Source organism: Arthrobacter sp. Ld5 (assembly GCF_051172775.1).
In the GTDB taxonomy this organism is placed as follows: Bacteria; Actinomycetota; Actinomycetes; order Actinomycetales; family Micrococcaceae; genus Arthrobacter_D.
Map to the genome: position 1 here is coordinate 23624 of NZ_JBPKBO010000024.1, position 25351 is coordinate 48974.

The window sequence follows — 25351 nt, forward strand, 5'->3', positions numbered from 1 at the left end:
GGTATAACAATTGGTCAATGAGAGAGGCATGCTTCTGTGATCGAGATTCTGACTCCCGCGGAGGTTTCCCGGGCGAGAGACACGGGGGCACTTGTGGCGAACATCCTCCAGACCATGAAGACCCGCAGCACCGTAGGCACGAACCTTCTGGACCTCGATCGGTGGACCCGGGACATGATCGTCGAGGCGGGCGCGCAGTCCTGCTATGTCGACTACGCGCCGCCTTTCGGGCGGGGGCCGTTCGGGCACTACATCTGCACAGGGGTGAACGACGCCGTCCTTCACGGACGGCCTCACGATTACACCCTCGCTGACGGTGATCTGCTGACACTGGACCTCGCCGTCTCACTGCGGGGGATCGCTGCGGACGCAGCCATCAGTTTCATCGTGGGCACCTCTGCACCGGCAGAGAGCCTTGCGATGATCGATGCAACCGAACGGGCGCTGAGCGCCGGTATCGCGGCCGCAATGCCGGGGGCTCGCACAGGCGACATCTCCCACGCCATCGGCGTGGTTCTCAGCGCGGCGGGCTATCCGATCAACACCGAGTTCGGCGGTCACGGCATCGGATCGACCATGCACCAGGACCCCCACATCACCAATACGGGCCGGCCGGGCCGCGGCTTCACGTTACGCCCGGGCCTTCTCCTGGCCCTCGAGCCCTGGGTCATGGCGGACACAGCCGAGCTCGTCACCGATCCCGATGGGTGGACGCTTCGCAGCGCGACGGGATGCCGTACCGCGCACAGCGAGCACACGATCGCCATCACGACCGACGGAGCCGAGATCCTCACCCTCCCCACGCGAGACTGAGGAAGGGTCGCTCCTCAGCGTGACGTTCCGCCGTCCGGGCCGTCGAGTTCATCGTCGAAGCGGCGACGGGCCTGCTCGATCAGTGGCATCTGCCGGGCAGCCCACTCAAGGATTGCCTCGACCGGGGGCCGCAGGGTCTTGCCCAGCGGGGTGATCCTGTACTCCACCATCACGGGGCGGGTGCCGAGGACAACGCGTTCGATGATGCCATTGCGCTCGAGTCGCCTCAGCGTCGCAGTGAGCGACTTCTGCGTCACCGCCGGAATGATGCGCCTCAGTTCGCTGAAGCGCAACGGCCGCTCACACAGCTCGTTGAGGACCAGAAGAGACCACTTGTCGAGCACTTGATCAAGGAGGTCTCGGTGCGGAGCGTCGGTCTCGAACCGCTCCGACGCTGAGCTGCTGGTATCCATCACGAGACCTGGTTTCGTTGAAGGCACTTCCACCCATCGAGTATCTCTTGGATACCAGCCATTCGCACCCAGGAGCTACCGATGACCATCCACCTTTCCTCCCCCGCGACGCTCATGCAGCCCGTCCCCTATCACCACGTCGCCATCGCCACCGGCACCCGTCACGTGCACATCGCCGGCCAGACCGCCCGGACAGCCGACGGGACTCCAGTGGCCCCTGGCGATCTGGCCGGCCAGGTCTCCCACGCCCTTCGCAACACCCACCGGGGCCTGATGAGCGCCGGGGCGGGATTCGACGACGTCGTTCGTCTCACTTTCTACGTGACCGACTGGAGTCCCGACAAGATCGAGGCGTTCATGTCAGGCGTCAGTGCAGTAGCGGACGAAGTCGGCCTACCCCTCCCGATGCCCCCCGCATCACTCATCGGCGTCGACCACCTCTTCGAACCCGACGTGCTCGTCGAGGTAGAGGCCACTGCCGTCCTCGAGTGACACCACCGGATCGTGACGTTCGGCTCTGCTGTGCACGAGGGGCCCGACCCCCCTCAGGCCACACGCCCTGCCCTTTCCCGCAGCGCGGCGTCGATGAGCACCTCCGCGGCACAGCGCGCCTGACCTGCCGCCTCCGGGGAACCGGCGATCGCCGCCGTCGTCTGCGCGCCCTCGGCGAGGATGGACAGCTGCGGTGCCAGGTATGGCGGCGCCCCCGCCGCCTCGGCCAGATCCCCGACGTAGTGCTGGAAGGACTCCTTGTGCTTCCGTGCGTACTCGGCGACCTCCGGGCTCACGGCGCCGAGCTCGGCGAAGCTGTTGATGAAGCCGCAGCCGCGGAACGAGTCCTCACCGAACCACCGTGCCAGGAAGTCGAAGACCGTCAGAAGCCGCGCCCGCGGACTGTCCGCTGCACGGACCTCCGCGGCCAGGCCCTCCGTCCACGACCGGTGCCGACGCTCCAACACCGCCATGACGATGCTGCTCTTCGACGGGAACTCCTGGTAGAGCTTCTTGAGCGAGACGCCGGCAGCAGTGCGCAACTCATCCATGCCGACCGCCTGGATCCCCTTGGCGTTGTAGAGCTCGTCAGCGGTGGCGACGATGCGGGTACGGACCTCGGAAATACTCATGGGCCCATTCTACTTGTAAGGAGAACGATCGTTCTATACGATGTGATCACCGAGGGAGAACGAACGTTCTCCCCGCTCGAGACAAGGACCACGCACATGGGCTTCATCAAGGTCGGCACCGAGAACAGCACGGACATCGAGCTCTACTACGAGGACCACGGCACGGGACAGCCCGTCGTCCTCATCCACGGTTATCCCCTCGACGGCGGCTCGTGGGAAAAGCAGACCGCGGCGCTCCTCACCGCCGGTTACCGCGTCATCACCTACGATCGCCGTGGCTTCGGACAGTCGAGCAAGCCGACGACGGGCTACGACTACGACACCTTCGCAGCGGATCTGAACACGGTCCTCGAGACCCTCGACCTCAGTGACGCCGTGCTCGTCGGCTTCTCCATGGGAACCGGCGAAGTGGGCCGCTACATCGGCACCTACGGGGAGGCCCGCGTGGCGAAGGCCGTGTTCCTCGCCTCCCTCGAGCCGTTCCTGCTGCAGACCGACGACAACCCGACCGGCGTCCCCGCCTCGGTGTTCGACGGCATCCGGAGCGCCGCCATCGAGGACCGGTACGCCTGGTTCACGAACTTCTACAACGACTTCTTCAACACGGACAACTTCCTCGGCAACCGCCTCAGCGAGGAAGCACTGCGCAACGCCTGGAACGTCGCCACGGGAGCCTCCTGGTACGCGTCGTTCGCCGTCGTCGATTCCTGGCTGACCGATTTCCGGCACGACGTCGAGAAGGTCACCGTCCCTGCCCTGATCGTGCACGGCACCGACGACCGCATCCTCCCGATCGACTCCACCGGCCGCGAGTTCACCAAGCGCCTGCCCTCGGCCGAGTACGTCGAGATCGAGGACGCCCCGCACGGCATGCTCTGGACCCACGGCGCCGAGATCAACGAGATCCTGCTTCGTTTCCTCGCCAAGTAGACCCGGAAGCCACGAGGGGCGTCGACTCAGACCTCGGCGCCCCTCTCGGCGACGTGACCGGATCGGAGAACCCGCGCGTACGGGAGGACGAGGACACAGGCACCGACCAACCCACCGAGCGGTGACTAGGCGTCCGCCCTGGCGGGCACCGGCTCCGTCAGCGAGACCAGGGGGACCGCCGGGGGCCGTTCCGCGGTGCTCAGGACCGGCACCGAGGCGCCCTCGGCCGCCGCCTTCAGGAGAGACTCCATGATGTCGAGGACGTGGTAGGCGAGTTCCCCGCTGGCTCGGTGCCGTTCACCGGGCGGCGTCAGTGCCATGTCGGCGAGTCCGTAGCCCCTACCCGCGTCGAGGTAACCGGCGCTGATGGGAAGGATGTCCCACCCGATCTCCTTGTCATTCGCCCTGGTTCCGAGACTGCACACGGACACCTCCCCGTCGAAGTAGTTCGGGTCGGGGACCGTCATACTGGCCTGCTCGCCGTGGATCTCGATGTTGGAGGATCGCGACTGCACGGCGTCGAAGCTCATCACGAGGGTGGAGAGGGCTCCTGATGCGTGGGCGAGGACGCCGGTGACGTGCGTGTCGATGGAGACGGGTACGGTCTGGCCCTCCCGCGGGCCGCTGCCAATGGTCCGCTCCGAGCGGGTGTGGCTCGCGACGCCGATCACGGAGGTGACCGGGCCCAGGAGCGTGACCAGCGCCGTGACGTAGTAGGGGCCCATATCCAACAGGGGCCCGCCTCCGGGGACGTAGTAGAAGTCCGGATCGGGGTGCCACCGCTCGTGGCCGGGGGTGACCATGGTGGCGGTCGCGGAGATCGGTCGCCCGATCAATCCGTTGTCGATGGCATGGCGGGCGGTCTGGATGCCCGTGCCGAGGACGGTGTCCGGTGCGCATCCCACGCGGACCCCGGCCTCCGCGGCGGCCGCGAGGACTTCTCTGGCTTCGTCCGTGTTCGCCGCCAGGGGTTTTTCCCCGTAGACGTTCTTGCCGGCGGCGATCGCACGGGTGGCGACCTCCGCATGCGCCGCGGGGATCGTGAGATTCAGGACGGTGTCGATTCCGGGGTCGGCCAGCAGTTCGTCCACGGTCAGCGCGCGCACACCGTCCTGGGACGCCGCGACGGCCTCGGCGCGGCCGAAATCCAGGTCGGCGACGGCCCGGAGGTTCACCGACGGCAGGGCCGGCAGGGTCTTCAGGTATTGGGCTACGATCGCTCCGCAGCCGATGATTCCGACGTTCAGCGGCTCGCCCACAGCAAACCCCTTTCGATGATGGTGCGGACGTTCGGGTCGTCGAGGATCTCGACGCGGTGGCCCGGGGTCGAGACGAAGATACGGCCCTTGCCCCACTGGCGGGTCCAGATGGCGGGGGATGTCACGGGACGGTGCCAGGGGTCCCACTCGCGGACCGCCTGGGTCGTTGTCGCGAGCACGTCGATGTAGTCGTCGGCGAGGACCCAGTACTGCTCCGTCACGAGGTCGAAGTCCCCGATTCCCTGGGTGATGGGGTGTTCCGCGGCGACCGGGAGCATGGTGACGCGGTACGGCACGTAGTTGTCGGACTGCTCGCCGATCCGCTCGTCCGGGTGCTTGCCGGGGTGGCAGGCGAACTGCCCGCCGATCAGGTGGAGGTAGTCCGACTCGTTGCGATAGGAGTCGGCGATCCCGCCGTGCCAGCCGGCCAGTCCCGTCCCCGCTTCGACCGCCGCCCGGAGTCCCGCGAACTCGTCCTTCTCGATGGTGCTCATGGTGTTGCACTGGAGGATCAGGTCCACGGTCTGCAAGTAGTCCGCGTCGGCGTAGATCTTCGGGGACCCCTCGATCCGCACGGTGAAGCCGTGCTCCCGGAGGAACGGGATGAATCGGTCCGTGGCTTCGACGGGCTGGTGCCCGTCCCATCCGCCCCGGACGACGAGGGCTTCCTTGCTGCTCATGGTGCTTCTTCCGTGGTCGGTTGATCGAGGCTGATGGCTGACCATGACACGGGCGGCAGTGTCACCGTGAGCGTCCCTTCGTCGAGCGAGATGTCGTCGAGTGGTTTGAGGCCGATCCGGTTCTGGTCCTCGAACGTGTTCTTCGCATAGACGTCGTCATCGTGCAGGGTGAGCGCCTCGGTGATCGTGGTGGCGTCGAGATCGGTGACGTCGATCGAGACTTCGATCGATTCGGTCCGGCTGCGGTTCACGAGGAACACCGCCGACGAGCCGGCCCCTACATCCATTGTCGCCACGGCGTCGACGAGGGGCGCGCGGCCGTAGACGGAGGTCTCGTAGGTGTCCACCTCGATGGTTGGGCGGAGGATTTCACCTCGGGCCAGGCGTGATGTGACCGAGAACGGGAAGAAGGTGCTCTGGCGCCATGCAGCACCACCCGGTTCGGTTCTGATCGGCGCGATGACGTTGACGAGTTGCGCCAGGGACGCAGACGCGACTCGGTCGTGGTTCTTGAGCAGGGTGATCAGGAGGTTGCCGAGCACTACGGCATCGGCGACGGAGTAGACGTCCTCGAGTTGGCGGGGCGCATAAGTCCACTGGTCGTCGACTTCGCCGGAAGCCTGGTGCTCGTCGAGGTACCAGATGTTCCACTCGTCGAAGGACAGGTTGATGGTCTTGTCGCTGCGCAGCTTGTGTTTGACGTGATCGGCGGCGGCGACAACGGCCTGGATGAAGTACTCCATGTCCAAGGACGAGGCGAGGTAGGAATCGAGGTCGCCGCCGCGCTCCTGGTAGTACGCGTGGCAGGAGATGTAGTCCACGTGTTCATAGGCGTGTTCGAGCACGATGCGCTCCCAGTCGCCGAAGGTGGGCATCGAGGAGCCGGAGGATCCACAGGCTACGAGTTCCAGGGTCTTGTCCGCCGCTTTCATGGCCTGTGCAGTGCGGGCAGCGATCTGACCGTAGGCGTCGGCGCTCATGTAGCCGGTCTGCCAGGGTCCGTCCATCTCGTTCCCGAGACACCACATGCGGATGTCGTAGGGCTCCACAGCACCGTTGGCGACCCGTTGGTCGCTCAGTGCCGTTCCTGATGGGTGGTTGGCGTATTCCAGGAGGTCGAGGGCACTGTCGATCCCGCGGGTCCCGAGGTTCACGGCCATCATCAACTCGGATCCGGTGAGTTTGCACCAGCGGGCAAACTCGTCGATGCCCACCTGGTTCGATTCCAGGGCATGCCAGGCGAGGTCACGGCGTACCGGGCGTTGATCGCGTGGGCCCACGCCGTCTTCCCACCGGTAGCCGGAGACGAAGTTGCCGCCCGGGTAGCGGATCGTCGTCGAGCCGAGCTCTTTGACCAACTCGACCACGTCGAGCCGGAACCCGTCCTCGTTGGCGGTCGCATGATCCGGCTCGTAGATCCCGCCGTACACACACCGGCCGAGGTGCTCCACGAACGAACCGAAGATCCTGCGATTCAGGGGTGCGACGACCGCCGAACGCTCGATGACAATACGGGCATCGGTCACAACATGATCCTGTCCATAGTTAGGTGTGGCGCGATCACGCCGGAGTCAGCGGATTCGGACGGTGTCCGTTTCACGCTCCCGCGAGAGCGAGAACGGCGCACTCTGACCGTCGCGCGTGACCACGTAGTCACCGAAGAATCCCGTGATCGACAAGCGTGCGTCATCATCCGTGCGCATCGACGTTCGCGGCAGCCACCATTCGCCCTTGACCAGCGACCGCAGTGCGTCGAACGAGGGTTTCGGCGTGCCGTCGGCGCGGACAAGCCCGCCCGGCGCGCCGAGCCACGCTCCGTCGTCGGTGAACCCCCAGTATGTGATGGCCTGCACGGCCGGGTGGCCCACGAGTGAGCGATAGTGACGGACGATCTCGTCCGCTTGCCTGGCCTCGCCCTCGGGCGTCGATGGCCAGGATGGGATCTGATAGTCGTTGAGGTCGACGACCTCCGGCGGCATGAGGTGCCCCGACAGCAGAGTCGTCTCGGTCAGATGGAGGGGCAGCCCGAAGCGGGCGAATCGGTCGACCATCGCGAGCATGGTCTCTTCTCCCCAGTACCCCTGATGCATGTGCGTCTGCAGGCCGATCGCGTCCACAGCGATCCCCGCGTCGAGCACGCACTCGATCAGAGCTTCGTAGTCGCTCGACAGGTCGAAGTCGTTCAGGACGAGCGTCGCCGAAGGGTTCGCGGCGCGGGCTTCCTCGAACGCGAGCTGAATGATGGGCACGCGACCGATGCTCTGCGCAAGCCGGGTGATGCCGTTCTCCTCCGCAGTGAACACGGGCATGATGACCACCTCGTTGATGGCGTCCCACGTGTCGATGACCCCGGAGAAGTCGGTCACCTCGCGGCGGATCCTCTCGCGTTGCAGTCGCTCGATCTCCGCTACCGGTAGACCGGTGAGCCACTCGGGCGCGAGCGTGTGCCAGGTGAGCGGATGCCCCTTCAGCGTCACTCCGTGCTCGGCGAACCACGAGGCGGTCCGGAGAAGCCTTCGGGTGTCGGGCTTGCCACGGGTCGGCTCGAATCCCCGCCAGTAGAACGGAAGGGTCGCGGTGTTGAAGAGGCCGAGCCACATCGTCTCCAGCTCCGGCAGGCCGGCGAGCCCTGCCCCGCCGAAGACAGGTTCCGCCGCGGCATCCTGCGCGGTCTCCCCGTTGGCGAGCGGCATGAAGTCGAAACCGATGTTGCCGAAAGCGAAGTCATGACGCTGCTGTTCGACAGTGACATCCGCGTTGCGCACAGGGTTGCCGACGGCGTCCAGCACGGTGACCTGCGCGGTCACCCGGCGGTGATCGACACTCATGAGGCGTTCCGTGCGATCTCGCTGAAACTCGGGTGGAAAGCCCGGTCGAAGCCCACGACGCGGGCGTCACCGGAGAGCTGCACCGAGTGCGTGATCCGCATGTTGGTGCTCGACGCTCCGAGTCCGAGGACGACCTCTCCCGGTTCGACGATCCGCTCACCGTGTCGGCCGGTGAAGCCGGTGACATCTGCGGGAACGTGTATCGAGAGCTCGACGGATTCGCCCGGCTCCAGGTCGACGCGCTGAAAACCGACCAGACGCTGCACCGGGCGCACCACTGACGCGACCGGATCGTGGACGTAGACCTGGACGATCTCCGTCCCAGAACGGTCCCCGGTGTTGCGGAGACGGAGGCCGAGGGTCGCCGTGCCGTCGACCCCGACCGTACCCGGCCCGTGCTGGCCTGCGCTCCATTCGAAGGTCGTGTACCCGATCCCGTGCCCGAAGGCGAAGGCCGAGGTCGGGTCGATGCTCGACACTCCGTTGGATCGCGCCAGGGGAGCAGCCAGGTAGGTGGACGGCTGCGTCCCCTCTGAGGCGGGGATACTGACGGGCAGGCGTCCGCTCGGATTGATACGTCCGGAGAGGACGCCGGAGAGCGCGGCGGTTCCCTCTTCTCCTGCGAAGAACGCTTGCACGATCGCGCCGGCGCCCGTGACAGCGGATCCCAGCGCGTACGGTCGTCCCGCGAGCAGAGTGACGACCGCAGGGGTCGATGTTGCCAGGACGGCGTCGAGAAGGTCCTGTTGGGCACCGGGCAGACGGAGCGACTCGACGTCGCAGCCCTCACCACTGGTGCCGCGGCCGAAAAGCCCGGCCCGGTCGCCGAGGGCGACGATGACGACGTCCGCCCGCGTTGCAGCATCCACCGCTGCGGAGATGCCGGCGGTTTCCCCTCCGTCGATCGTCGTGCCCGGCACGTATTCGATGTCGGCTTCGGGAAACTCGATGCGGAGGCTCTCGAGCAGGGTGGGCAGTTCGATGCCGAGGGGTGTGTCGGGATGCTGCACGCCGACGTGCGCGGGGAACGAGTAGCAGCCGAGGACGGCGAAGGGGTCGTCGGTCGTCGGCCCGACGACGGCAATCCGGCGTGGGGCGGCGAGCGGGAGGGTCCCATCGTTGCTCACAAGCACGATGGACTGTTCGGCGATCTCGCGGGCGACCGCCCGATTACCGGCGTTGTCCAGGTCGACGGTGCCGCGGATGCCTTCCGCGTCGTCAACGTCGACGTTGCGCAGCGCTTCGGGCGTGGCATCCCAGTCGGGATCGAGCAGTCCGAGTTCGACCTTCTGGCGCAGCACACGCCGGAGGGCGCGATCGATGACCGCCTCGGGCAGGTCGCCCGACCGGACCGCCTCAGCCAGCGGCGCACCGAAGGTCTTCACCGTCGGCAGTTCGACGTCCACGCCCGCGGTGAGCGCGAGAGCAGCGGCCTCCCCCCACGAATCCGCGACGCCGTGGAGCAGTTTCAGGAAGGCGATCCCGAAGTAGTCGGCCACGACGGTGCCGTCGAAACCCCAGGTGTCGCGCAGGACTCCTGTGAGCAGCGACTCGTCAGCCGCGGATGGCACGCCGTCGATGTCGGTGTAGGAGTGCATGACCGAACGCGGCTTGCCGTCCCGCATGACCATTTCGAAGGGGACGAGCAGCACGTCAGCGAGTTCACGCGGACCGACCGAGACCGGCGCGAGGTTCCGGCCGGCTTTCGACGCCGAGTATCCGACGAAGTGCTTGAGAGTCGCGACGATCCCTGCGGACTCGAGGCCACGGACGTACGCCGTTCCGATCGTGCCGATCAGATACGGGTCCTCACCGATGGTCTCTTCCACGCGACCCCAGCGCGCATCCCGCACCACGTCGAGCACCGGGGCAAGGCCCTGGTGGATGCCGACCGAGCGCATGTCGGACCCGATGCGGTGTGACATCCGCTCGATGAGTCCGGGATTGAACGAGGCCCCCCAGGCGAGGGGCACCGGATAGGCGGTCGCCCCCCAGGTGGCGAAGCCGGCAAGGCACTCTTCATGTGCAACAGCCGGGATGCCGAACCGGTTGGATGCCGCGATCCGGCGCTGGCTGCGGAGGAGGGACAGCGCCCCCAGCGCCGGGTCGACCGGAGCCGATCCGAACGGCCGAGTCAACTGGCCGAGCCCGTTCGGCAGGAGCGCATCGAGGTCGACGACGTCGTCCATGTCGTTCTGATGCGGCGCAACGTCCCCGCCCTCATTGGACGCGCCGACCCAGACGCCGAACAGCTGGGCGATCTTCTCCTCGAGCGTGAGCTCGGTGAGGAGTGCCTCGACGCGGTCGGAAGCGGATGCGGTCACGTCGTGCCATGCCGGCGTGGTCGTCGTGGATATCGTGGTGCTCAAGGGGAAGTCCTAACCTTTGACGGCGCCGGTGAGTCCGCCGACGATGCGACGCTCGAACAGCGTGAAAAATATCAGTGCCGGAATCATGGACAGTGAGGTGAAGGCGAGTACCTTCGCCGTGTCCACCGAATACTGCGAAGCGAACGCCTGGACGCCGAGCGGCAGGGTGTACGTCGCCTGGTCACCGAGAATGAACAGCGGCAGTAGATAGCTGTTCCAGCTCGCCACGAAGGCAAGGATGCCCGTCGTCACCACGCCCGGCAGCGACAGGGGAACGACCATCCGGAAGAAGAAGCCCAGCCGGCTGGTGCCGTCGATCGACGCCGCCTCTTCGATTTCGTCGGGGATGGCCTTGAGGAACGGCACCAGGATGATGATCGTCACCGGCAGGCCGAAGGCGATCTGCGGGAGAATCACGCCGGCCAGGCTGTTCATCAGGCCCAGGTCCCTGACGAGGATGTAGAGCGGCGTGATCGCCACGGTCATCGGGAACATGAGCCCGGCGGCGAAGAGTGAATACATCGCTCCGCGACCGGCGAACCTGTATCGCGCGAGGATGAAGCTCGCCATCAGGCCGAGCATCACCACACCGATGGTCGTGGCGATCCCGGCAATCGCCGAGTTGCCGACCTGCTGCCAGAAGGTGCGACTCGCGAGCACCTCGGCGTAATTGTCGAAGTTCCACGGGTCCGGGAATCCCGCGGGCGAATTGGTGATCTGCGAGTTGTCGCGGAACCCGCCGAGGATGATGTAGATGACGGGTCCGAGGCAGAGTGCGATGAAGACGAAGGCGATGAAGTAGGTCGCCGGGCTGCCCCACTGCTGGCGGTCACTCGGTGGACGCTTCTTGTGCAGGCGCGCGGGAGCTTCGAGAACAGTCATCACTTCTTTCCTTCTGTGAGGGCACCGGCCGTGTCGCGTGAAAGAACGAACCGCTGGTAGATCAATGCGATGACGAGGGAGATCAGGAACATGACGACGGCGACAGCACTGCCGTAGCCGAAGTTGCCCGATGTGCGCCCGTTGGCGACCATGTAGGTCGCCATGGTCGAGGTCCCGGCAGTCGAAGCCACGTACTGGCCCCAGATGATGAAGACCAGGTCGAACAACTGCAGCGAGCCGATGATCGACAGGAACGCCCAGATCCGCACGGTCGGCCCGAGGAGCGGCAGCGTGATGGTGCGCTGGATCTGCCAGTAGCTGGCGCCGTCGATCGCGGCCGCCTCGAACAATTCGTCCGGGATGCTCTGCAGGCCGGCGAGGAAGAGGATGACGGCGAAGCCGATGTACTTCCACGAGATGATCACCATCAGGGACCAGATGGCGATACTCGGATCAGAGAGCCAGTCTCTCTGGAAAGCTCCCAACCCGATGTTCTCGAGCAGCCCATTGACGGAACCGGACGTCTGCAGCATGAGACCCCAGCCGATCCCGACGATGACCTCGGAGATGATGTACGGGACGAAGATGAGCACGCGGATCAGCGAGCGGCCACGGATCTTCTGGTTGAGCAGGAGCGCGAGGACGATCGCAATGGGTCCCTGGAGGACCAGGGAGAGCACCAGGATGAACCCGTTGTGGCGCAGCACATCGTGGAATGCGCTGTCCTGGAAGATGATCATGTAGTTCTCGAAACCGACGAAGTCGGTAGCCGGCCCGAAGCCCTTCCATCGGAAGAAACCGTAGTAGCCGGCGAGGACGACCGGGAAGATCACGAAGCTGACGAAGACGACGATCGCCGGCCCGGCGAGAAGGGTGATTTCGAGGCGCTTGCGCCAGTCCGTCGGACGCCGTCTGGGCCGCGGCGCGGCAGGGGACGCCGCGCGAGCGCCATCCCCTGCCGTAACCGTGCCCCGCGGCGGCTGCTGGTCCGTCAACAACGGAGCACCCCCTGCAGGTTCAATCATGATCTGCTGCTAACCCTTGGCCGCTGCGTCGTTCAGAGCGGAGACGATGTCCTCAGCCGTGCCCTGACCGGCGAACAGGTCGACGGCACCCTTGTTCAGCGCGTTTCCGACGTTCTGTCCGAACAGGGTGTCGAGCCACACCGTCACGTACGGTGCGTCGTTGTACGCTTCGAGGATCGACTGGAGGGCCGGGTCGGTCACAGCCGCCTGGGCGTCCTGGTTGGCGGGGATCGTCTGGAACGCTTCCGCGTAGCCTTCCTGGTGCTCCTGCTGCATGAAGAAGTTCAGGAACGCGGTGCACTCTTCTTTCGGGGCCTGAGCGGAGCACGTGAATCCGTCGACGCCGCCCATCATGGCGCCGGGCTCACCCTCGCCACCGTCGACCTCGGGGAACGGGAACCAGCCCAGGTCTGCCAGAGGCTTCTCGTCAGGAGTCAGCGAAGCGATGACACCGGGATTCCATGCCCCCATCAGCTCCATGGCTGCCTTCTTGTTGGCGAGGAGTCCAGCCGAGCTACCCGCACCCTGCTGCGCCGAGGTGGTGAGGAATCCGTTGTTGAACGGCTCCGTGTCGACGAATTCCTGCAGGTTGTTGCCGGCCTCCAGCCAGCACGGGTCGTCGAACTCCATGGTTTCGGCGGCCGTGTTGAGAACGTCCTGCGAGCAGGCGCGAACCGCGAAGAAGTAGTACCAGTGCGCTGCAGGCCAGGCATCCTTCGCGCCGACGGCGATGGGGTCGATCCCTGCACCCTTGAGCTTGTCAACGGCAGAACCGAGCTCGTCGAGGGTCGTCGGTGTTCCCTCGACGCCCGCTTCGGCGAAGAGGTCTTCGCTGTAGTAGATGCCGCCGGGCAGCAAGGCGGTCGGCATTCCGTAGATCTTGCCGTCGACCGCGAAGGCGTCCAACACACTTTCGGGCACAGCGGCCCTGGTGGCGTCGTCGATGGAATCCGTGATGTCCATGGCCTGTCCGGCCGCAACGACATCCGCAAGCTTGCCGCCACCGCGCGCCATGAAGATGTCGGGTGCATCGCCGGAGTTCAGCGCCGTCTGGAGCTTCCCGTCCATCTCCTCGTTCTGGATGGACTGGATGTCGATCGTGACGCCGGGGTTCGCCTCCTCGAACGCTGCGACCGTGTCCTCCCAGTGCGCCTTGCCGGCGCCCGTCGTCGAGTTGTGCCAGAACGTCATGGTGACGTCGCCGCCTTCTGCTGCTCCACCGTCGGAGCCACACGCCGACAGACCGCCGAGGGCGATTGCCGTCGCCGCCCCAACGGTCAGCAGCTTCTTCATGCTGTGCTTGTTCATCGTTGAACACCTCTCGAAAGTTTCGACATTTTCGCCGAAGACGCATAGTGTGTGGTGAGCGTAACAGTGGCGCCCCGGTGAGACGCAAGTGTTTCCCGTGATGAATAAGGATTGGATCCTCATGATCGACTCGAGTCGCAAGGTCAAACTCAACGAATTGGCCGATGAGGCCGGGGTCTCGCTCTCCACGGTCTCCAAGGTCCTCAACGGACGGTCGGACGTGTCCGCGCAGACGCGGACGAGGGTCGAAGAGCTCCTCAACAAGCACGGGTACCAACGACGCCCTGGCCTGCCCAACAGGGACTCCTTGATCGAGCTCGTGTTCCCTGAACTCGAGACAGCCTGGGCCATGGAGATCATCCGGGGCGTCGAAAATGTCGCCCGTGCCAACGATTTGAGCGTCGTACTCACCGAGTCGGGTGACCGCCATTCCCCGTCCTCGGCCTGGATCACCGGGGTTCTCCGCCGACGCCCGGTCGGGGTGGTGCTCGTCTTCGCCGATCTCGCGGCCGAAGCAAAGGCAACCCTTCAATCCCGTGCCATTCCGTTCGTGATCATCGACCCGGCCGGCGATCCGGCCCCGGACGTCCCGGCGATCGGGTCGGCGAACTGGTCCGGAGGCCTCGTCGCCACTCGCCATCTCATCGAACTGGGACACACACGGATTGCAGCGATCACCGGTCGCGACGACATGATGTGCTCCTTCGCCCGCGTCGACGGATACCGGTCCGCCATGAACACGGCCGGTATCGAGATCGACGAACGCTTCGTGCGGTTCGGCAACTTCCGGGTCGACGGTGGCCGCAGCATCGCTCTCGAACTCCTGACGCTGCCCGACCGTCCCACAGCGATCTTCGCGGGAAGCGATCTCCAGGCACTCGGTGTCATCGAGGCCGCCAGAACCCTCGGGCTCCGGGTGCCCGTGGATCTGTCCATCGTCGGCTACGACGATCTGCAGCTCGCTCAGTGGTCCAGCCCTGCGCTGACAACCGTGCATCAGCCGCTCACGGCGATGGGGGAGGAAGCGGCGCGGCTCGTGATCCGCATGAGTGAGAGCACCCTCAAGACCATCCCCCGGATGGACCTCGCAACGCGGCTCGTCGTCCGCGACAGTACCGCCGCGCCGGCTGCGGACTGATGGGGCACCGGCGGATGACAGCTGGAGTCGCGACCGCGCCCTGGTCATCCCCGTTCCGCTCTTTCCGCGGCGTATGGTTGGCGAGATCACAGCGGGCGGGGTCGAACGAACCACCAGGAGAAAACCATGCAGGGCTTGAAAGTACTCTTCATCGGCGGTAGCGGAATCATCAGCGCCTCCTGCACGAAACAGGCGGTAGAAGCAGGCATGGACGTCTATCTGCTCAACCGCGGGATCAGCGACCTGCGTCCGGCGCCCGAGGGCGTCACCACCTTCGTCGCAGATTCCCGGGACAAGCAGGCCGTCCTCGACGCCATCACCGGTCACAACTTCGACTGCGTCGTCAGCTGGGTCAATTTCACTCCGGAGCAGGTGAAGCAGGACATCGAAATATTCGCCGGACGCACCGGACAATACGTCTTCATCAGTTCCGCTTCGGCATATCAGACACCGCCTACACATATGCCCGTACTGGAATCCACCCCGTTGAAGAATCCCTTCTGGGAGTGTTCGCGTGACAAGATCGCCTGCGAGGACCTCCTTACTGCGGCCTACCGCGAGGAGGGATTTCCCATCACGATCGTCCGCCCCTCCCATACCTACGACGAGACGCTGATCCCGTTCGACGGGGGATGGACAGTTGTCGAACGCATGCGCGCCGGGCGACCCGTCATCGTGCCCGGAGACGGAACCTCGTTGTGGACGATCACCCACAGCCGTGATTTCGCACGAGGTTTCACAGGTTTGCTGGGGAATACCTCCGCGATCGGTGAAGCGGTGCACATCACCGGCCAGGAGACACCCTCGTGGAACCAGATCTATACCCTGGTCGCGGCAGCTGCCGGCGTCCCGGACCCCGCCCTGATCCATGTCGCGTCAGAATCAATCGCCGAAGCCGACCCCGAGTGGGGCGCAGGCCTGTTGGGCGACAAGTCCCATACGATGATTTTCGACAATACGAAAATCCGCTCACTCGTTCCCGGATTCACCGCCAGCATTCCCTTCAGTCAGGGCGCGCGCGAAATGATCGCCTGGCATGACGCGGACCCGGCACGCCGAACAGTGAATGCACCCATGGACGCCCTCATGGACCGGCTCGCCGACGCATACGCCCCGCGTCCTCTCTGACACCCCGGCCGCGCTCCCAGCAGTTTCGTGTGCATGAGACCGACCCCACGAGGCCCGTGTTTCAGCGCATGACCGCTTCTACGTCGGTGATGTCGGCCAGGCAAGACAAGAGAACAGACAGAGTTCGTCCCCCGCAGCGGCGGTGGGATGCGAGCCCGGTGTGCAGTGCACACCGGGCTCACCGTGTTCTGCCGTTCATCGACGGGTCCGTGGCCGGATGCCTGCCCGACACCGTGTGATCAACCGCGGGTGGGAGGGTGATTCGCGTGAGGATTGTGATTGTCGCCGAGACCTTCCTGCCGACCGTGAACGGGGTCACCCACTCGATCCAGAGAATGCTCGACCATTTCAGTAGCCGTGGGGACCAGGTGCTGGTGATCGCACCCGCGAGCGCGGCCGGTGATGAATCCGGTGTGCATCACACGGTCCGCGTCGTGCGGTTGCCGTCCGTTCCCCTGGCGGGCTACAGCAGCGTGCGCGTCGCCGTGGGGGGTGTCGGCAAGGTTCGGCGGATCCTGGCCGACTTCGCACCGGACATCGTTCATCTCGCCTCCCCGTTCGAGTTGGGCTGGCGTGCCCTGCGCGCGGCCACGAGCCTCGGCATCCCGGTGGTCGCGGTCTACCAGACGGACATCCCCGGGTACACAGCGCGCTACGGGCTGCCCCTGCTGGAGAGTTGGGCATGGCAGAGGGTGGAGAACATCCACTGCGGTGCGACCCGCACCCTGGCGCCCTCGACATCCGCGGTACGACAGCTTCAGGCACACGGCATCCCGCACATCCATGTGTGGCGGCGCGGCGTGGACACCTCCCGGTTCCATCCTGGCAAGCGGAGCCGGTCCTTCCGGGCGGGCACCGCACCACACGGCGAGAAGCTGCTCGGGTACGTGGGCCGGCTTGCCGCCGAGAAGCAGGTCGATGACCTGCGCGCCCTGGAGGGCATCGAGAACACCCGCCTGGTGATCATCGGTGACGGCCCCCTCCGCCCGGATCTCGAGTCCGCCCTCCCCACTGCACACTTCACGGGGTTCCTCGGTGGGGAGGACCTTGCCACCGCGGTCGCCAGCCTGGATCTGTTCATCCACCCCGGCGAGCTGGAGACCTTCTGCCAGACCATCCAGGAGGCCATGGCCTCCGGTGTTCCCGTCGTGGCCACGGGGCGGGGTGGACCCGTCGATCTGGTGGACCCGTCCCGCACCGGCTGGCTGTACGACCCGGGGAACCTCGCGCAGCTGCGCCACCAGGTGATCGACCTCGTGGGCGACGACGCGAAACGCGCCGCGTTCTCGGCGGCTGCCCTGGCGAGCGTCCAGGGACGGACCTGGCCCGTGCTCTGCGAAGCGCTCATCCAGCACTACGAGGAGACCATCTCCGACCATGCCCTGCTCCGCCTGTGACCTAGGAGAAACCCCATGAGAATATCTGTGATCGGCTGCGGCTATCTCGGAACCGTCCACGCAGAAGCCCTGTCCGCACTGGGCCACGACGTCACCGCCGTCGACACCGACCGGGACAGGATCCACCAGCTCTCCTGCGGTGGCGTACCGTTCTTCGAACCCGGCCTCACCCCGCTGCTCGACGCCGGTCGGCGGGCCGGTACCCTTCGGTTCACCTCGGACGTCGCCGAGGTCGCCGACTGCGATGTCCACTTCCTGTGCGTCGGCACGCCGCAGCAGAAGACCACTCATCACGCCGACCTCACCCACGTCTTCTCCGCCGTCGAAGCGTTGGCCCCGCACCTCCGCGAGGGCTCGGTCGTGGCCGGCAAATCGACCGTCCCCGCGGGCACGAGTGCAACGCTCCGGCGACTGCTTGCCGGGACCGGCGCCGATCTGGCCTGGAACCCCGAATTCCTCCGTCAGGGCACCGCCGTCGACGATTCCCTGCACCCGGACCGGCTCATCTACGGGGTCGCGGAGGGCGCCGCCGGAGCCCGTACGGCCGGAGTCCTGGACGAGGTGTACGCGCCGCTGCTGGCGGCAGGCGTTGCCCGCCTCGTCACCGGTTTCACGACGGCGGAGCTGGCCAAGTCGGCGGCGAACGCCTTCCTGGCGCTGAAGGTCTCCTACATGAACGGGATCGCCGAGATCTGCGACGGAGTCGGTGCTGACGTCTCGGCGCTGGCCGGGGCGATCGGCCTTGATCCCCGCATCGGTGGGAAATACCTGAACGCGGGTGCGGGGTTCGGTGGCGGCTGCCTGCCCAAGGACATCCGGTCACTTCGCGCCCAGGCCCATGACGCCGACGCCCACTCCCTCGCGGCACTGCTGGGCCTGGTGGATGACATGAACACCGAGGCGCGGCGGCGGATCCACGACCTGGCCAGGCACATGTGCGGAGGGGCCCTGTCGGCACGCCGGATCACGGTTCTCGGCGCCGCGTTCAAACCGCACACGGACGACGTCCGGGACTCACCGTCCATCGACATCGCGCTCCAGCTGGCCCGGTCCGGCGCCGCGGTGACCATCACCGATCCGCAGGCCCTTCCCACCGCATGCCTGAACTACCCGCAGCTGCACTTCGAGGCAGACACTGTGCAGGCACTGCGCGGGGCCGAACTCACGATCCTGCTCACGGACTGGCCGCAGTATCGTGCACTCGATCCCAGCGATACCGCGGCAGTGGTCTCCCGCAGAGCAATCCTGGACGGACGCAATGCCCTCCCGTCCAACGCCTGGCGCTCCGCCGGGTGGGACTACCGGGGCATCGGCCGCCACGCCGGCAGCATCACCACGGCGGGTACCGTCAGAGCGAACGTTGCGGTCTGATCCGAGCGCGATCCGGCCGGCCGGCCGGTACGTGGCCCTCGGCGACTCATTCACCGAGGGCGTCGGGGACCCCCACAGGCTTCTTCCCAACGGGGTCCGCGGCTGGGCCGACCGGGTCGCGGACAAGCTGGCCAAGGACCGGCCCGGCTGGGAATACGCGAACCTGGCGATCCGCAGCAAGCGCCTGCGGCAGATCATGGCAGAGCAACTCGAACCGGCTCTGGCCATGAACCCCACCCTCATCACCCTCTACGCCGGTGGCAACGACGTCCTCGACCCGGGAACCAGCATCACCGACGTGCTCCAGCAGTACGAGGAACTGGTCGCAACCCTCTCGGGAACCGGAGCGACGCTGCTCCTCTTCACCGGGTACGACGTCGACGTCACCCCGGCTCTACGGGTCTTCCGACGACGGAATCATCTGTACAACGACGGCGTCCGCCGCATCGCGGATCAGTACGACGCCGTCCTCGTCGACTATTGGAGTTTCGAGGCGTACCGCGATCCGCGCATGTGGGCGCCGGATCGCCTCCACATGTCGAAGGCCGGCCACAAGTACCTTGCATCCCGGGTCCTGGACATCCTGGGCGTCGGACACTCCATGAACCTGCTCGACTGGCAGCCACCACCATCGCAGACCCTGCTGCAGTGGGAACGGGCACAGCGCCGCTGGGTCAATGACTGGGTGATACCCCTCGTCCACCGGAAGATCCGTGGCGTGACGCTTGGCGACACCCTGCAGCCCCGCTGGCCCGCGCCGGTCCTGGTTCCCCCCAAGGGTGGCCTCCGCCGACTGGTGAAATCCCGCGCCGTCCACGACGCACCCGGGAAGTGACATCTCCGACAGGGCGATCGTCCGCCGCACACGACGAATACCAGCCTGGAACAAGTACTTGCACTGGCCTGGCGGGTCGGGTGGGGTTCCCGCCCAGGGCCTCGGCGGATCCCGGTCGGAGGCTCAAGTGGCTTCGACCGGGACCCGCCGAGTCCGCTGGTGCGGGTCGTCAGTTAGCGTAGACGTCCACCAGACGCAGCTCCGGCGTCCACAGCCCCAGCGAGTCCCCGGTGTTGTTCAGCACCGAGGCGGGCATCGCGTTGAAGTAGGCAGTCGGTGTGTTCGTGCCCGGACCGGTGTGGACGCGCAGCTCACCACCGGGCTGCAGGACGTAGCCCTTGCCCACGCGCAGGATGTTGTTCGCAGCATCCCGGAGGAAGTATCCGCTGACGTCCACCGCGGAAGCGGAGACGTTACGCAGGCTCACGTACTCACCGGCGTCGGGCAGGACGTCATCGCCCGCCGGGTTGTTCACGGCCCCGCTGATCTCCACGGCCGCCCCCGGGAAGACCGGGATCCCGCGCAGGTAGCGGTTGTTCTGGATCGGGAAGTCGGTGGTCACGACGTCGACGCCGAGATCCACGACAGACTGCACGGCTTCCGGCGAGTTCACGGTGTAGACGCCCATCACCAGGCCCGCGTCCTGGACCCGCGCGACATCGGCGGCAGTGAGGCCACGATAGTTCGCCCCGACCGAGTCCGCGAAGGTGGCCCACTCGGCCAGCACCTCGGACCCCGGGATCCCACCGGTGAGCTGCTGCAACTCCACGTCCGGTGCGAGCGCGGCGAACCTGCGGTTGGAGGACTCGTCGAAGCCGAGCACCTGCACCTTGTCCGCGTCGACCAGCTTCCGCCACGCGGCATCGGTACTCAGCTCCTCGGCCACCAGTGCTTCGATGCCGGGCGAGTTCACCGGCGATTTGATCTCGATGTACACGCCCGTGGTGCGGGTGGCCACCCTTGCGGCATCGTCGAGATGCGGGATCTTCTCACCGATGAAGCGGCCGTCGAAGTACGAACCGACGTCGAGTTGCTGGAGCTCGGCCCACGTGAAGGACGTGATCGGGTCACCCGCGCGGCCGGGGAAGACCTCCTCGACATTCGTCGTACGAGCCGGGGTGTTGTCGTGGAAGAGGAACGGGACACCGTCGGCGCTGAGCTGCACGTCGATCTCGAAGAAGTCAGCACCCGAGGCCCGGCCATCCTTGAACGCCGCCACCGTGTTCTCCGGCGCCGTCCCCGCCGCGCCCCGGTGCCCCACCAGGACCGGACCAGCCTGGTGCTTGCCATCACGGGCGGGGTCGGGCTCCTCTACCGCCTCGGTGACCACACCCACCGGGACGGCGTAAGCGGGAACAGCGAGGAACGAGAGCCCGACCGCGACGGCGGCAGCTGCAGTAGTCGAACGGCTTGGACGGGCGGAACTGGCAAGACGAGGCATGGGTGGATCCCTTCAGGTCGAGGACACGCAAGCGATGACCGCTCACCTCGAGCCAAGCGTCCCTGACCGACCCGCCCCCCAATGGAGGATGAACGACCAGTGAAAGTCACCGTTACCTCGAGTAACAACTCCCGAGGTGTCCCGGCCGGGTGACACGCATCGGCTGATAATCAACTCGCCGAGGGCCACAGGTAATGGGTTAGTGGTATTCGAGTAATGCGCGCACGTGCAGGACATATTCGTCCTGCGATAGAATCGACCACCGGGGATTCAGTAATTCACTGTCAACAATTTCAGGAGTCACCAGATAATGGCACAGCGCGTACAGGTCGAACTCGTCGATGACCTCACCGGAGAAGCCGCCCAGGAAACCGTCCGATTCGGCGTCGACGGCACCGAGTACGAGATCGACCTGACTACCGAGAATGCCCGGACACTTCGTGCCACCCTCACCGAATACGCGGAAAAAGCCCGTAAAGCCACGGGCCGCCGCGCACAGGGCGGCAAAGCCACCGCATCAGCAGGGCCGACCTCGAGTAGGTCCAAGCGCGAAGAAACGCAGCGGATCCGCCAGTGGGCGCAGGACAACGGACATTCCACCAGCGCACGCGGCCGAATCTCCCAGTCCATCGTCGACGCTTATCACGCGGCACACTGAAGTCTTCCCCCACCGGGGTCAGGGCCGGGGGATGACGGTCAGCGGCCAGCAGGAGGCCTTCGGTCCAGGCGGCGGGACTGCCCCGCCGGGCGAAGACGTCGGGGATCCATACGGCGTGCCCCCGTGTCCATCGGGTCCTGCCGGGCGGACGCTCCCACAGACGTGGGCAAGCGGACGCCCCGTACGGTGCGCCTGACCCGGAAGGGTCGTGTGCACCGCACAGGGCATCCGCGGGGTACTACGAGTGATGACGGCCGCGGTGTCAGTCGCGGCGGTCCTCGCGCCGGTCCCTGCGGTCGTCCCTCCGATCCTCCCGGCGGTCCCCGCGACGGTTGATTCCGTGGGCGACGACGATGGCCCCACCGACGGCGGCGGCGGTCCTGCGCCTGCGTCGAGCTGCGAGTGGCATGTCAGGCTCCTTCCTTCAGGTCTTCGGCTGACTGCGCGTCGGCCTCGTCGGCCTGGAAGGCGGCGATGACGGCCTGGGTCGGGATCCGACCGCTGGCCACCAGCTGTCCACCGGCCTTGCGGACGGCCGAACCGAACGGTGCCGCCCACTGGTTCTCCCAGACGAGCACTGCGGCGGAGTGGCCGGGCTCGATCGTCTCGGCCAGGTCCATGACGTCCTGCTCGGAGAGCACCATCGCGAGGTCGGACTCGGCCATGCGCACCGCGCCGAGTTCGGACTCGTCGAGGTCGGAGATCTCCGCCGTCTCGAGCGCACCGTCCGCGTTCTTCCGGAGGAAGGTCATGTCGAGGATCCTGATGAGGTCACGGTTCACCAGGTCGTCCAGGATCGGGGCTATCTGGCCCTTGCCGAAGTCGGGGCCGGGGAACTCCACGACGAGCCAGTCCACCGGCCCTAGTTCATCCAACGTCTCAGCCATGCTGGCGACCTCCGTTTCTCAGTGTCATGGGCGGTCCGACGGACCGCCGCAGTCTCATCCTGTGCGCGGGCCGCAGGCGACGCGTCACCCACCCGGGGTGACCGCCGCGTGCCTGCGACCGGCGGCCGGACGCCCGGGGCGCCTCAGACGGTCGCGGCGACCGGGAGCTCCGGCGTGAACGGATACATCTCCTGCTCGCCCCCGTGCACGACGACGCACGTGGCGTCCGGTACTTCGCGCCACGCGCCGCGGAGGTCCCCCAGGGGCTCGGAGACCACCAGGCGCGTATCGTCCGAGAGTTCGTGGAGCAGGGGGTGGTCCGGGTACTGATGGCGGAGCGTCGCGATGTCGCTGCTGTGGAAGAGCGATCGCGAGTTGCCTTCGCTGGAGTAGCGGAACGCCCAGGTGGTGTCGCCGTCGGTGGTGGCGACGGTCATCTGGATGGGGTAGTCGATGCCGTGGCGTCGACCAGTGTCCTCGATCAGCCCCACCGCCTGCGCGACGGCGGCCCGCGGGTCCCGTTCCAGGCCGAAGCTGAGCGCGAGATGGAAGAACAGCTCCGAGTCCGTGGACCCCTCGATCTCGGGATAGAGGCTGGGCTCGACGGCCATGGCCAGGTCGCGCTTCACCTTCGGGAAGTCCGTGAGCACCCCGTTGTGCATCCAGAGCCACCGGCCGTGGCGGAACGGGTGGCAGTTCGTCTGCTGCACGGCGGTGCCGGTCGTGGCGCGGATATGGGCGAAGATCCGGCCCGCCACGGCATGCCCGGCGAGTTCACGCAGGTTGCGATCGTGCCAGGCGGGTTCCGTGCTGTGGAAGACGCCGGGAATGGGCCCGTTACCGTACCAGCCGACGCCGAACCCGTCCCCGTTGGTGGTCTCGGCTCCCATGCGGGAGCGTTTGCTCTGCATGACGAGGGAGTTCGTGGGTTTGTAGAGGAGGTCCTCCAGGCGCACGGGGGAACCTGAATACGCTAGCCAACGACACATGTCGTCTCCTTCGGGTCGGGCGGGAAGTGCCGACCGGGCCGGAGCCGGTTCACCGGTCCGCCTCCACCGTCCCGGTCATGCTGGAGACGTCCGTCCCTATCCTCAGAGCCGGCCCCCGCGCGGCGCGTCACCCCCGCGGGGTGACCTCGACCAGCGGGCGGAGGGGCGGTCGTCCCGTTGCAGGACCCGCAGGCGCACGCTGGATCAGGCACACCGAAGCACGCCGGATCAGGAGACGAAGTGTGTCTCCGGGAGCTGCTGGCCGATCGAGGTGATCACGGCGGCGGCGACCTCCGCCAGTTTGACGTTCCGTCCGCTGGACGCGGCCTTCAGGATGGTGATGGCCGCCTCGTGGCTGCACCGGTTCTGGCCCATGATGATGCCCGCGGCCACGTCGATGGTGGTGCGTGAGCTCATAGCGGCCCGCAGGTGCTCGCCGGTGTCGGTGAGGTGGGCCACCCGGACCGCCATGCGGAGGAACCTGGACGCCTCGGTGGCGAGCTGCACCGCCGCGGCGATGGCGTCGTCGTCGAACGCGTGCGGCCGCGCCGCGTACAGGTTCAGTCCGGCGGCCGCGTGGCCGTCGAGCGGGATGGGCACGCCGATGGCGGACCGTATGCCGTGCCCGGCGATGGCCGCCGTGTAGTCGCCGAAGCGCTCCTCCTGGAGGAAGTCGTCGACGCTGTAGACCTGCCCGTCCCGGGCGGCCCGGATGCACGGTCCGTCGTCGAACGCGTACTGGACCTCGTCCATGAGCTTCGCCTGTTCACTGCTGCTGGCCACCGTCCCCGTGAAGCGGCTGCGCAGCAGGGTGACACCGCACATCACATTCCTGTCCGGGCCGGACAGGGTGTCCGCAGCGAGCCGCGCCAGGCCGTCGAGGAATTCGTTGATGTCCGAGCTGTCCAGGACCATGTCCTGCAGCATGCCGGGCAGGGACAGTTCACCGAGAATCTGCTGGTCGGTCACGACAGGGATACCTTCCGGTCCTTCGGGCCGCCGATGCGCGGCCCACCTCGCAACGGTACCGGAGTGCCCACCGCCCGGGGCAACGGATCTGGTGAAAACGGTGATGTGGCATGGAACGACGACGGCGCCGCAGGACCGTGGCCCCGCCGCGCCGTCCTCGGTGGTCCGTGCCTACGAGGCGAGGCCCGCGGGCGTCAGGCCACCGGAGCAGGCCGCCCCCGGTTCACGGGTCTGCTCGCCCTGGATGTACTTGGTGAGGAAGGTGGCCAGACGGGGGTCGTCAGCGGAGTCGACCTCGAGCTGGAGACCCCAGGCGCTGGCGGCCACGGGCGATTCGAGGTCGGGGAAGGGGCTGAGCAGCACGTAGGAGCGCGACCCGACCAGTTCGGTCAGCTTGTCGATCTCGGCCTGGCCGATCTCCGGGTCGTAGGCGATCCAGACGGCACCGTGCTCGAGCGAGTGGACGGTGTTCTCGTTGGGGAGGGGCTCGGTGTAGACGCCGCAGTTGGTCCAGATGGGATTGTGGTCCCCCCCGACGGGCGGCGACTGCTCGTACTCCACGGGTCCGTCCACGTGCTCGAACGTCACGTCCGGGTACTCCTGGACCCCCTCGATCGGCTGGGACGCCAGGGCTTCGCGCTCCCGGGTGTCCTGCACCTGGTTCACGATGACCAGGGTCACCGCGATGATGATCGCCAGGATGACCGCGCCGATCCCGCCGAAGATGAGGGCGTTGCGCTTGCGTTCACCCGCCCGCTGCTGGGCTTGGATGGCGGCCAGGCGCGCCTGGCGGTCCTGGTTCTCCTGAGACCGTTTCTTGTTCAACGAGCTGTCCTCCGGTGCTGGGGTGGCTGCGGCGGTCGCCGCTGGTCGGTGAGCGCCGGAACCAAATGTACCGGCGGGTGCC

Annotated in this window: 25 protein-coding genes; 9 read left to right on the forward strand and 16 right to left on the reverse strand. The window is 66.5% G+C overall.

Going from position 1 to position 25351, the window contains the following annotated elements; translation table 11 throughout:
* Window positions 1-36 precede the first annotated feature (36 nt).
* Window positions 37-813: a type I methionyl aminopeptidase gene (gene map / locus ACSGDB_RS13030; RefSeq protein ID WP_434995247.1), complete on the forward strand. Its 777-nt coding sequence runs from the start codon at window positions 37-39 to the stop codon at window positions 811-813.
* A 14-nt stretch (window positions 814-827) separates the two neighbouring features.
* Here map and ACSGDB_RS13035 read toward each other — a convergent pair whose 3' ends face one another.
* Window positions 828-1226, reverse strand: coding sequence for a winged helix-turn-helix transcriptional regulator (locus ACSGDB_RS13035; RefSeq protein ID WP_434995249.1), 399 nt, complete (start codon window positions 1224-1226; stop codon window positions 828-830).
* An 81-nt stretch (window positions 1227-1307) separates the two neighbouring features.
* Here ACSGDB_RS13035 and ACSGDB_RS13040 point away from each other — a divergent pair, with 81 nt between their 5' ends.
* Window positions 1308-1718, forward strand: a complete 411-nt coding sequence (locus tag ACSGDB_RS13040; RefSeq protein ID WP_434995250.1) for a RidA family protein — start codon at window positions 1308-1310, stop codon at window positions 1716-1718.
* A gap of 53 nt (window positions 1719-1771) precedes the next feature.
* Here ACSGDB_RS13040 and ACSGDB_RS13045 read toward each other — a convergent pair whose 3' ends face one another.
* Window positions 1772-2350: a TetR/AcrR family transcriptional regulator gene (locus ACSGDB_RS13045; RefSeq protein WP_434995251.1), complete on the reverse strand. Its 579-nt coding sequence runs from the start codon at window positions 2348-2350 to the stop codon at window positions 1772-1774.
* 96 nt (window positions 2351-2446) lie between these two features.
* Here ACSGDB_RS13045 and ACSGDB_RS13050 point away from each other — a divergent pair, with 96 nt between their 5' ends.
* Complete coding sequence (locus ACSGDB_RS13050; RefSeq protein WP_434995980.1) at window positions 2447-3280, forward strand: alpha/beta fold hydrolase; 834 nt, start codon at window positions 2447-2449, stop codon at window positions 3278-3280.
* Window positions 3281-3405: 125 nt separating this feature from the next.
* Here ACSGDB_RS13050 and ACSGDB_RS13055 read toward each other — a convergent pair whose 3' ends face one another.
* Genes ACSGDB_RS13055 through ACSGDB_RS13090 form a run of 8 tightly spaced genes read right to left on the reverse strand, consistent with a single transcriptional unit; the run spans window position 3406 to window position 13631 of the window.
* On the reverse strand, window positions 3406-4539 hold the full coding sequence (locus ACSGDB_RS13055) for a Gfo/Idh/MocA family protein (protein WP_434995252.1): 1134 nt from the start codon (window positions 4537-4539) through the stop codon (window positions 3406-3408).
* The gene (locus tag ACSGDB_RS13060; RefSeq protein WP_434995253.1) at window positions 4524-5219 is read right to left on the reverse strand and encodes a ThuA domain-containing protein; all 696 of its coding nucleotides are present in this window, start codon (window positions 5217-5219) and stop codon (window positions 4524-4526) included. Before ACSGDB_RS13060 ends, ACSGDB_RS13055 begins: the two co-directional genes overlap by 16 nt.
* Window positions 5216-6745 (reverse strand): alpha-N-arabinofuranosidase, encoded by a 1530-nt coding sequence (locus ACSGDB_RS13065; protein ID WP_434995254.1) that lies wholly within the window; start codon window positions 6743-6745, stop codon window positions 5216-5218. Before ACSGDB_RS13065 ends, ACSGDB_RS13060 begins: the two co-directional genes overlap by 4 nt.
* A 45-nt stretch (window positions 6746-6790) precedes the next feature.
* Window positions 6791-8047 carry an endo-1,4-beta-xylanase gene (locus tag ACSGDB_RS13070; RefSeq protein ID WP_434995255.1) on the reverse strand — a complete coding sequence of 419 codons (1257 nt, stop codon included), beginning with the start codon at window positions 8045-8047 and terminating at the stop codon, window positions 6791-6793.
* Window positions 8044-10416 (reverse strand): beta-glucosidase, encoded by a 2373-nt coding sequence (locus tag ACSGDB_RS13075; protein ID WP_434995256.1) that lies wholly within the window; start codon window positions 10414-10416, stop codon window positions 8044-8046. Before ACSGDB_RS13075 ends, ACSGDB_RS13070 begins: the two co-directional genes overlap by 4 nt.
* 9 nt (window positions 10417-10425) lie before the next feature.
* The gene (locus tag ACSGDB_RS13080) at window positions 10426-11298 is read right to left on the reverse strand and encodes a carbohydrate ABC transporter permease (protein ID WP_434995257.1); all 873 of its coding nucleotides are present in this window, start codon (window positions 11296-11298) and stop codon (window positions 10426-10428) included.
* Window positions 11298-12323: a carbohydrate ABC transporter permease gene (locus ACSGDB_RS13085; RefSeq protein ID WP_434995258.1), complete on the reverse strand. Its 1026-nt coding sequence runs from the start codon at window positions 12321-12323 to the stop codon at window positions 11298-11300. Before ACSGDB_RS13085 ends, ACSGDB_RS13080 begins: the two co-directional genes overlap by 1 nt.
* 9 nt (window positions 12324-12332) lie before the next feature.
* Window positions 12333-13631 carry an ABC transporter substrate-binding protein gene (locus ACSGDB_RS13090; RefSeq protein WP_434995259.1) on the reverse strand — a complete coding sequence of 433 codons (1299 nt, stop codon included), beginning with the start codon at window positions 13629-13631 and terminating at the stop codon, window positions 12333-12335.
* Window positions 13632-13752: 121 nt separating this feature from the next.
* On the opposite strand from ACSGDB_RS13090, the gene ACSGDB_RS13095 reads away from it, so the two are divergent.
* The 5 genes from ACSGDB_RS13095 (at window position 13753) to ACSGDB_RS13115 (ending at window position 19500) form a co-directional block, all read left to right on the forward strand.
* Entirely contained in the window at window positions 13753-14769 is a 1017-nt protein-coding gene (locus ACSGDB_RS13095) for a LacI family DNA-binding transcriptional regulator (protein WP_434995261.1), read from the forward strand.
* 126 nt (window positions 14770-14895) lie between these two features.
* Window positions 14896-15897 carry an NAD-dependent epimerase/dehydratase family protein gene (locus ACSGDB_RS13100; RefSeq protein ID WP_434995263.1) on the forward strand — a complete coding sequence of 334 codons (1002 nt, stop codon included), beginning with the start codon at window positions 14896-14898 and terminating at the stop codon, window positions 15895-15897.
* A gap of 266 nt (window positions 15898-16163) precedes the next feature.
* Window positions 16164-17294: a glycosyltransferase family 4 protein gene (locus tag ACSGDB_RS13105; RefSeq protein WP_434995265.1), complete on the forward strand. Its 1131-nt coding sequence runs from the start codon at window positions 16164-16166 to the stop codon at window positions 17292-17294.
* Window positions 17295-17309: 15 nt separating this feature from the next.
* Window positions 17310-18665, forward strand: coding sequence for a UDP-glucose dehydrogenase family protein (locus ACSGDB_RS13110; protein ID WP_434995267.1), 1356 nt, complete (start codon window positions 17310-17312; stop codon window positions 18663-18665).
* Complete coding sequence (locus tag ACSGDB_RS13115) at window positions 18655-19500, forward strand: SGNH/GDSL hydrolase family protein (protein WP_434995269.1); 846 nt, start codon at window positions 18655-18657, stop codon at window positions 19498-19500. The genes ACSGDB_RS13110 and ACSGDB_RS13115 overlap by 11 nt, the downstream gene beginning before the upstream one ends.
* 169 nt (window positions 19501-19669) lie before the next feature.
* Here ACSGDB_RS13115 and ACSGDB_RS13120 read toward each other — a convergent pair whose 3' ends face one another.
* Entirely contained in the window at window positions 19670-20941 is a 1272-nt protein-coding gene (locus tag ACSGDB_RS13120) for a glycerophosphodiester phosphodiesterase family protein (RefSeq protein ID WP_434995271.1), read from the reverse strand.
* Between the two features lie 310 nt (window positions 20942-21251).
* On the opposite strand from ACSGDB_RS13120, the gene ACSGDB_RS13125 reads away from it, so the two are divergent.
* On the forward strand, window positions 21252-21599 hold the full coding sequence (locus ACSGDB_RS13125) for a histone-like nucleoid-structuring protein Lsr2 (protein ID WP_434995273.1): 348 nt from the start codon (window positions 21252-21254) through the stop codon (window positions 21597-21599).
* Window positions 21600-21861: 262 nt separating this feature from the next.
* On the opposite strand, the gene ACSGDB_RS13130 is transcribed toward ACSGDB_RS13125, so the two are convergent.
* The 5 genes from ACSGDB_RS13130 to ACSGDB_RS13150 form a co-directional block, all read right to left on the reverse strand.
* Entirely contained in the window at window positions 21862-22008 is a 147-nt protein-coding gene (locus ACSGDB_RS13130) for a hypothetical protein (protein WP_434995275.1), read from the reverse strand.
* Window position 22009: 1 nt separating this feature from the next.
* Entirely contained in the window at window positions 22010-22486 is a 477-nt protein-coding gene (locus tag ACSGDB_RS13135) for a DUF6325 family protein (RefSeq protein ID WP_434995276.1), read from the reverse strand.
* A gap of 143 nt (window positions 22487-22629) precedes the next feature.
* Window positions 22630-23475 (reverse strand): class II glutamine amidotransferase, encoded by an 846-nt coding sequence (locus ACSGDB_RS13140; protein ID WP_434995277.1) that lies wholly within the window; start codon window positions 23473-23475, stop codon window positions 22630-22632.
* Between the two features lie 228 nt (window positions 23476-23703).
* Window positions 23704-24444, reverse strand: a complete 741-nt coding sequence (locus tag ACSGDB_RS13145; RefSeq protein ID WP_434995278.1) for a GAF and ANTAR domain-containing protein — start codon at window positions 24442-24444, stop codon at window positions 23704-23706.
* 171 nt (window positions 24445-24615) lie between these two features.
* Window positions 24616-25269: a DUF3105 domain-containing protein gene (locus ACSGDB_RS13150; protein WP_434995279.1), complete on the reverse strand. Its 654-nt coding sequence runs from the start codon at window positions 25267-25269 to the stop codon at window positions 24616-24618.
* Window positions 25270-25351 lie beyond the last annotated feature (82 nt).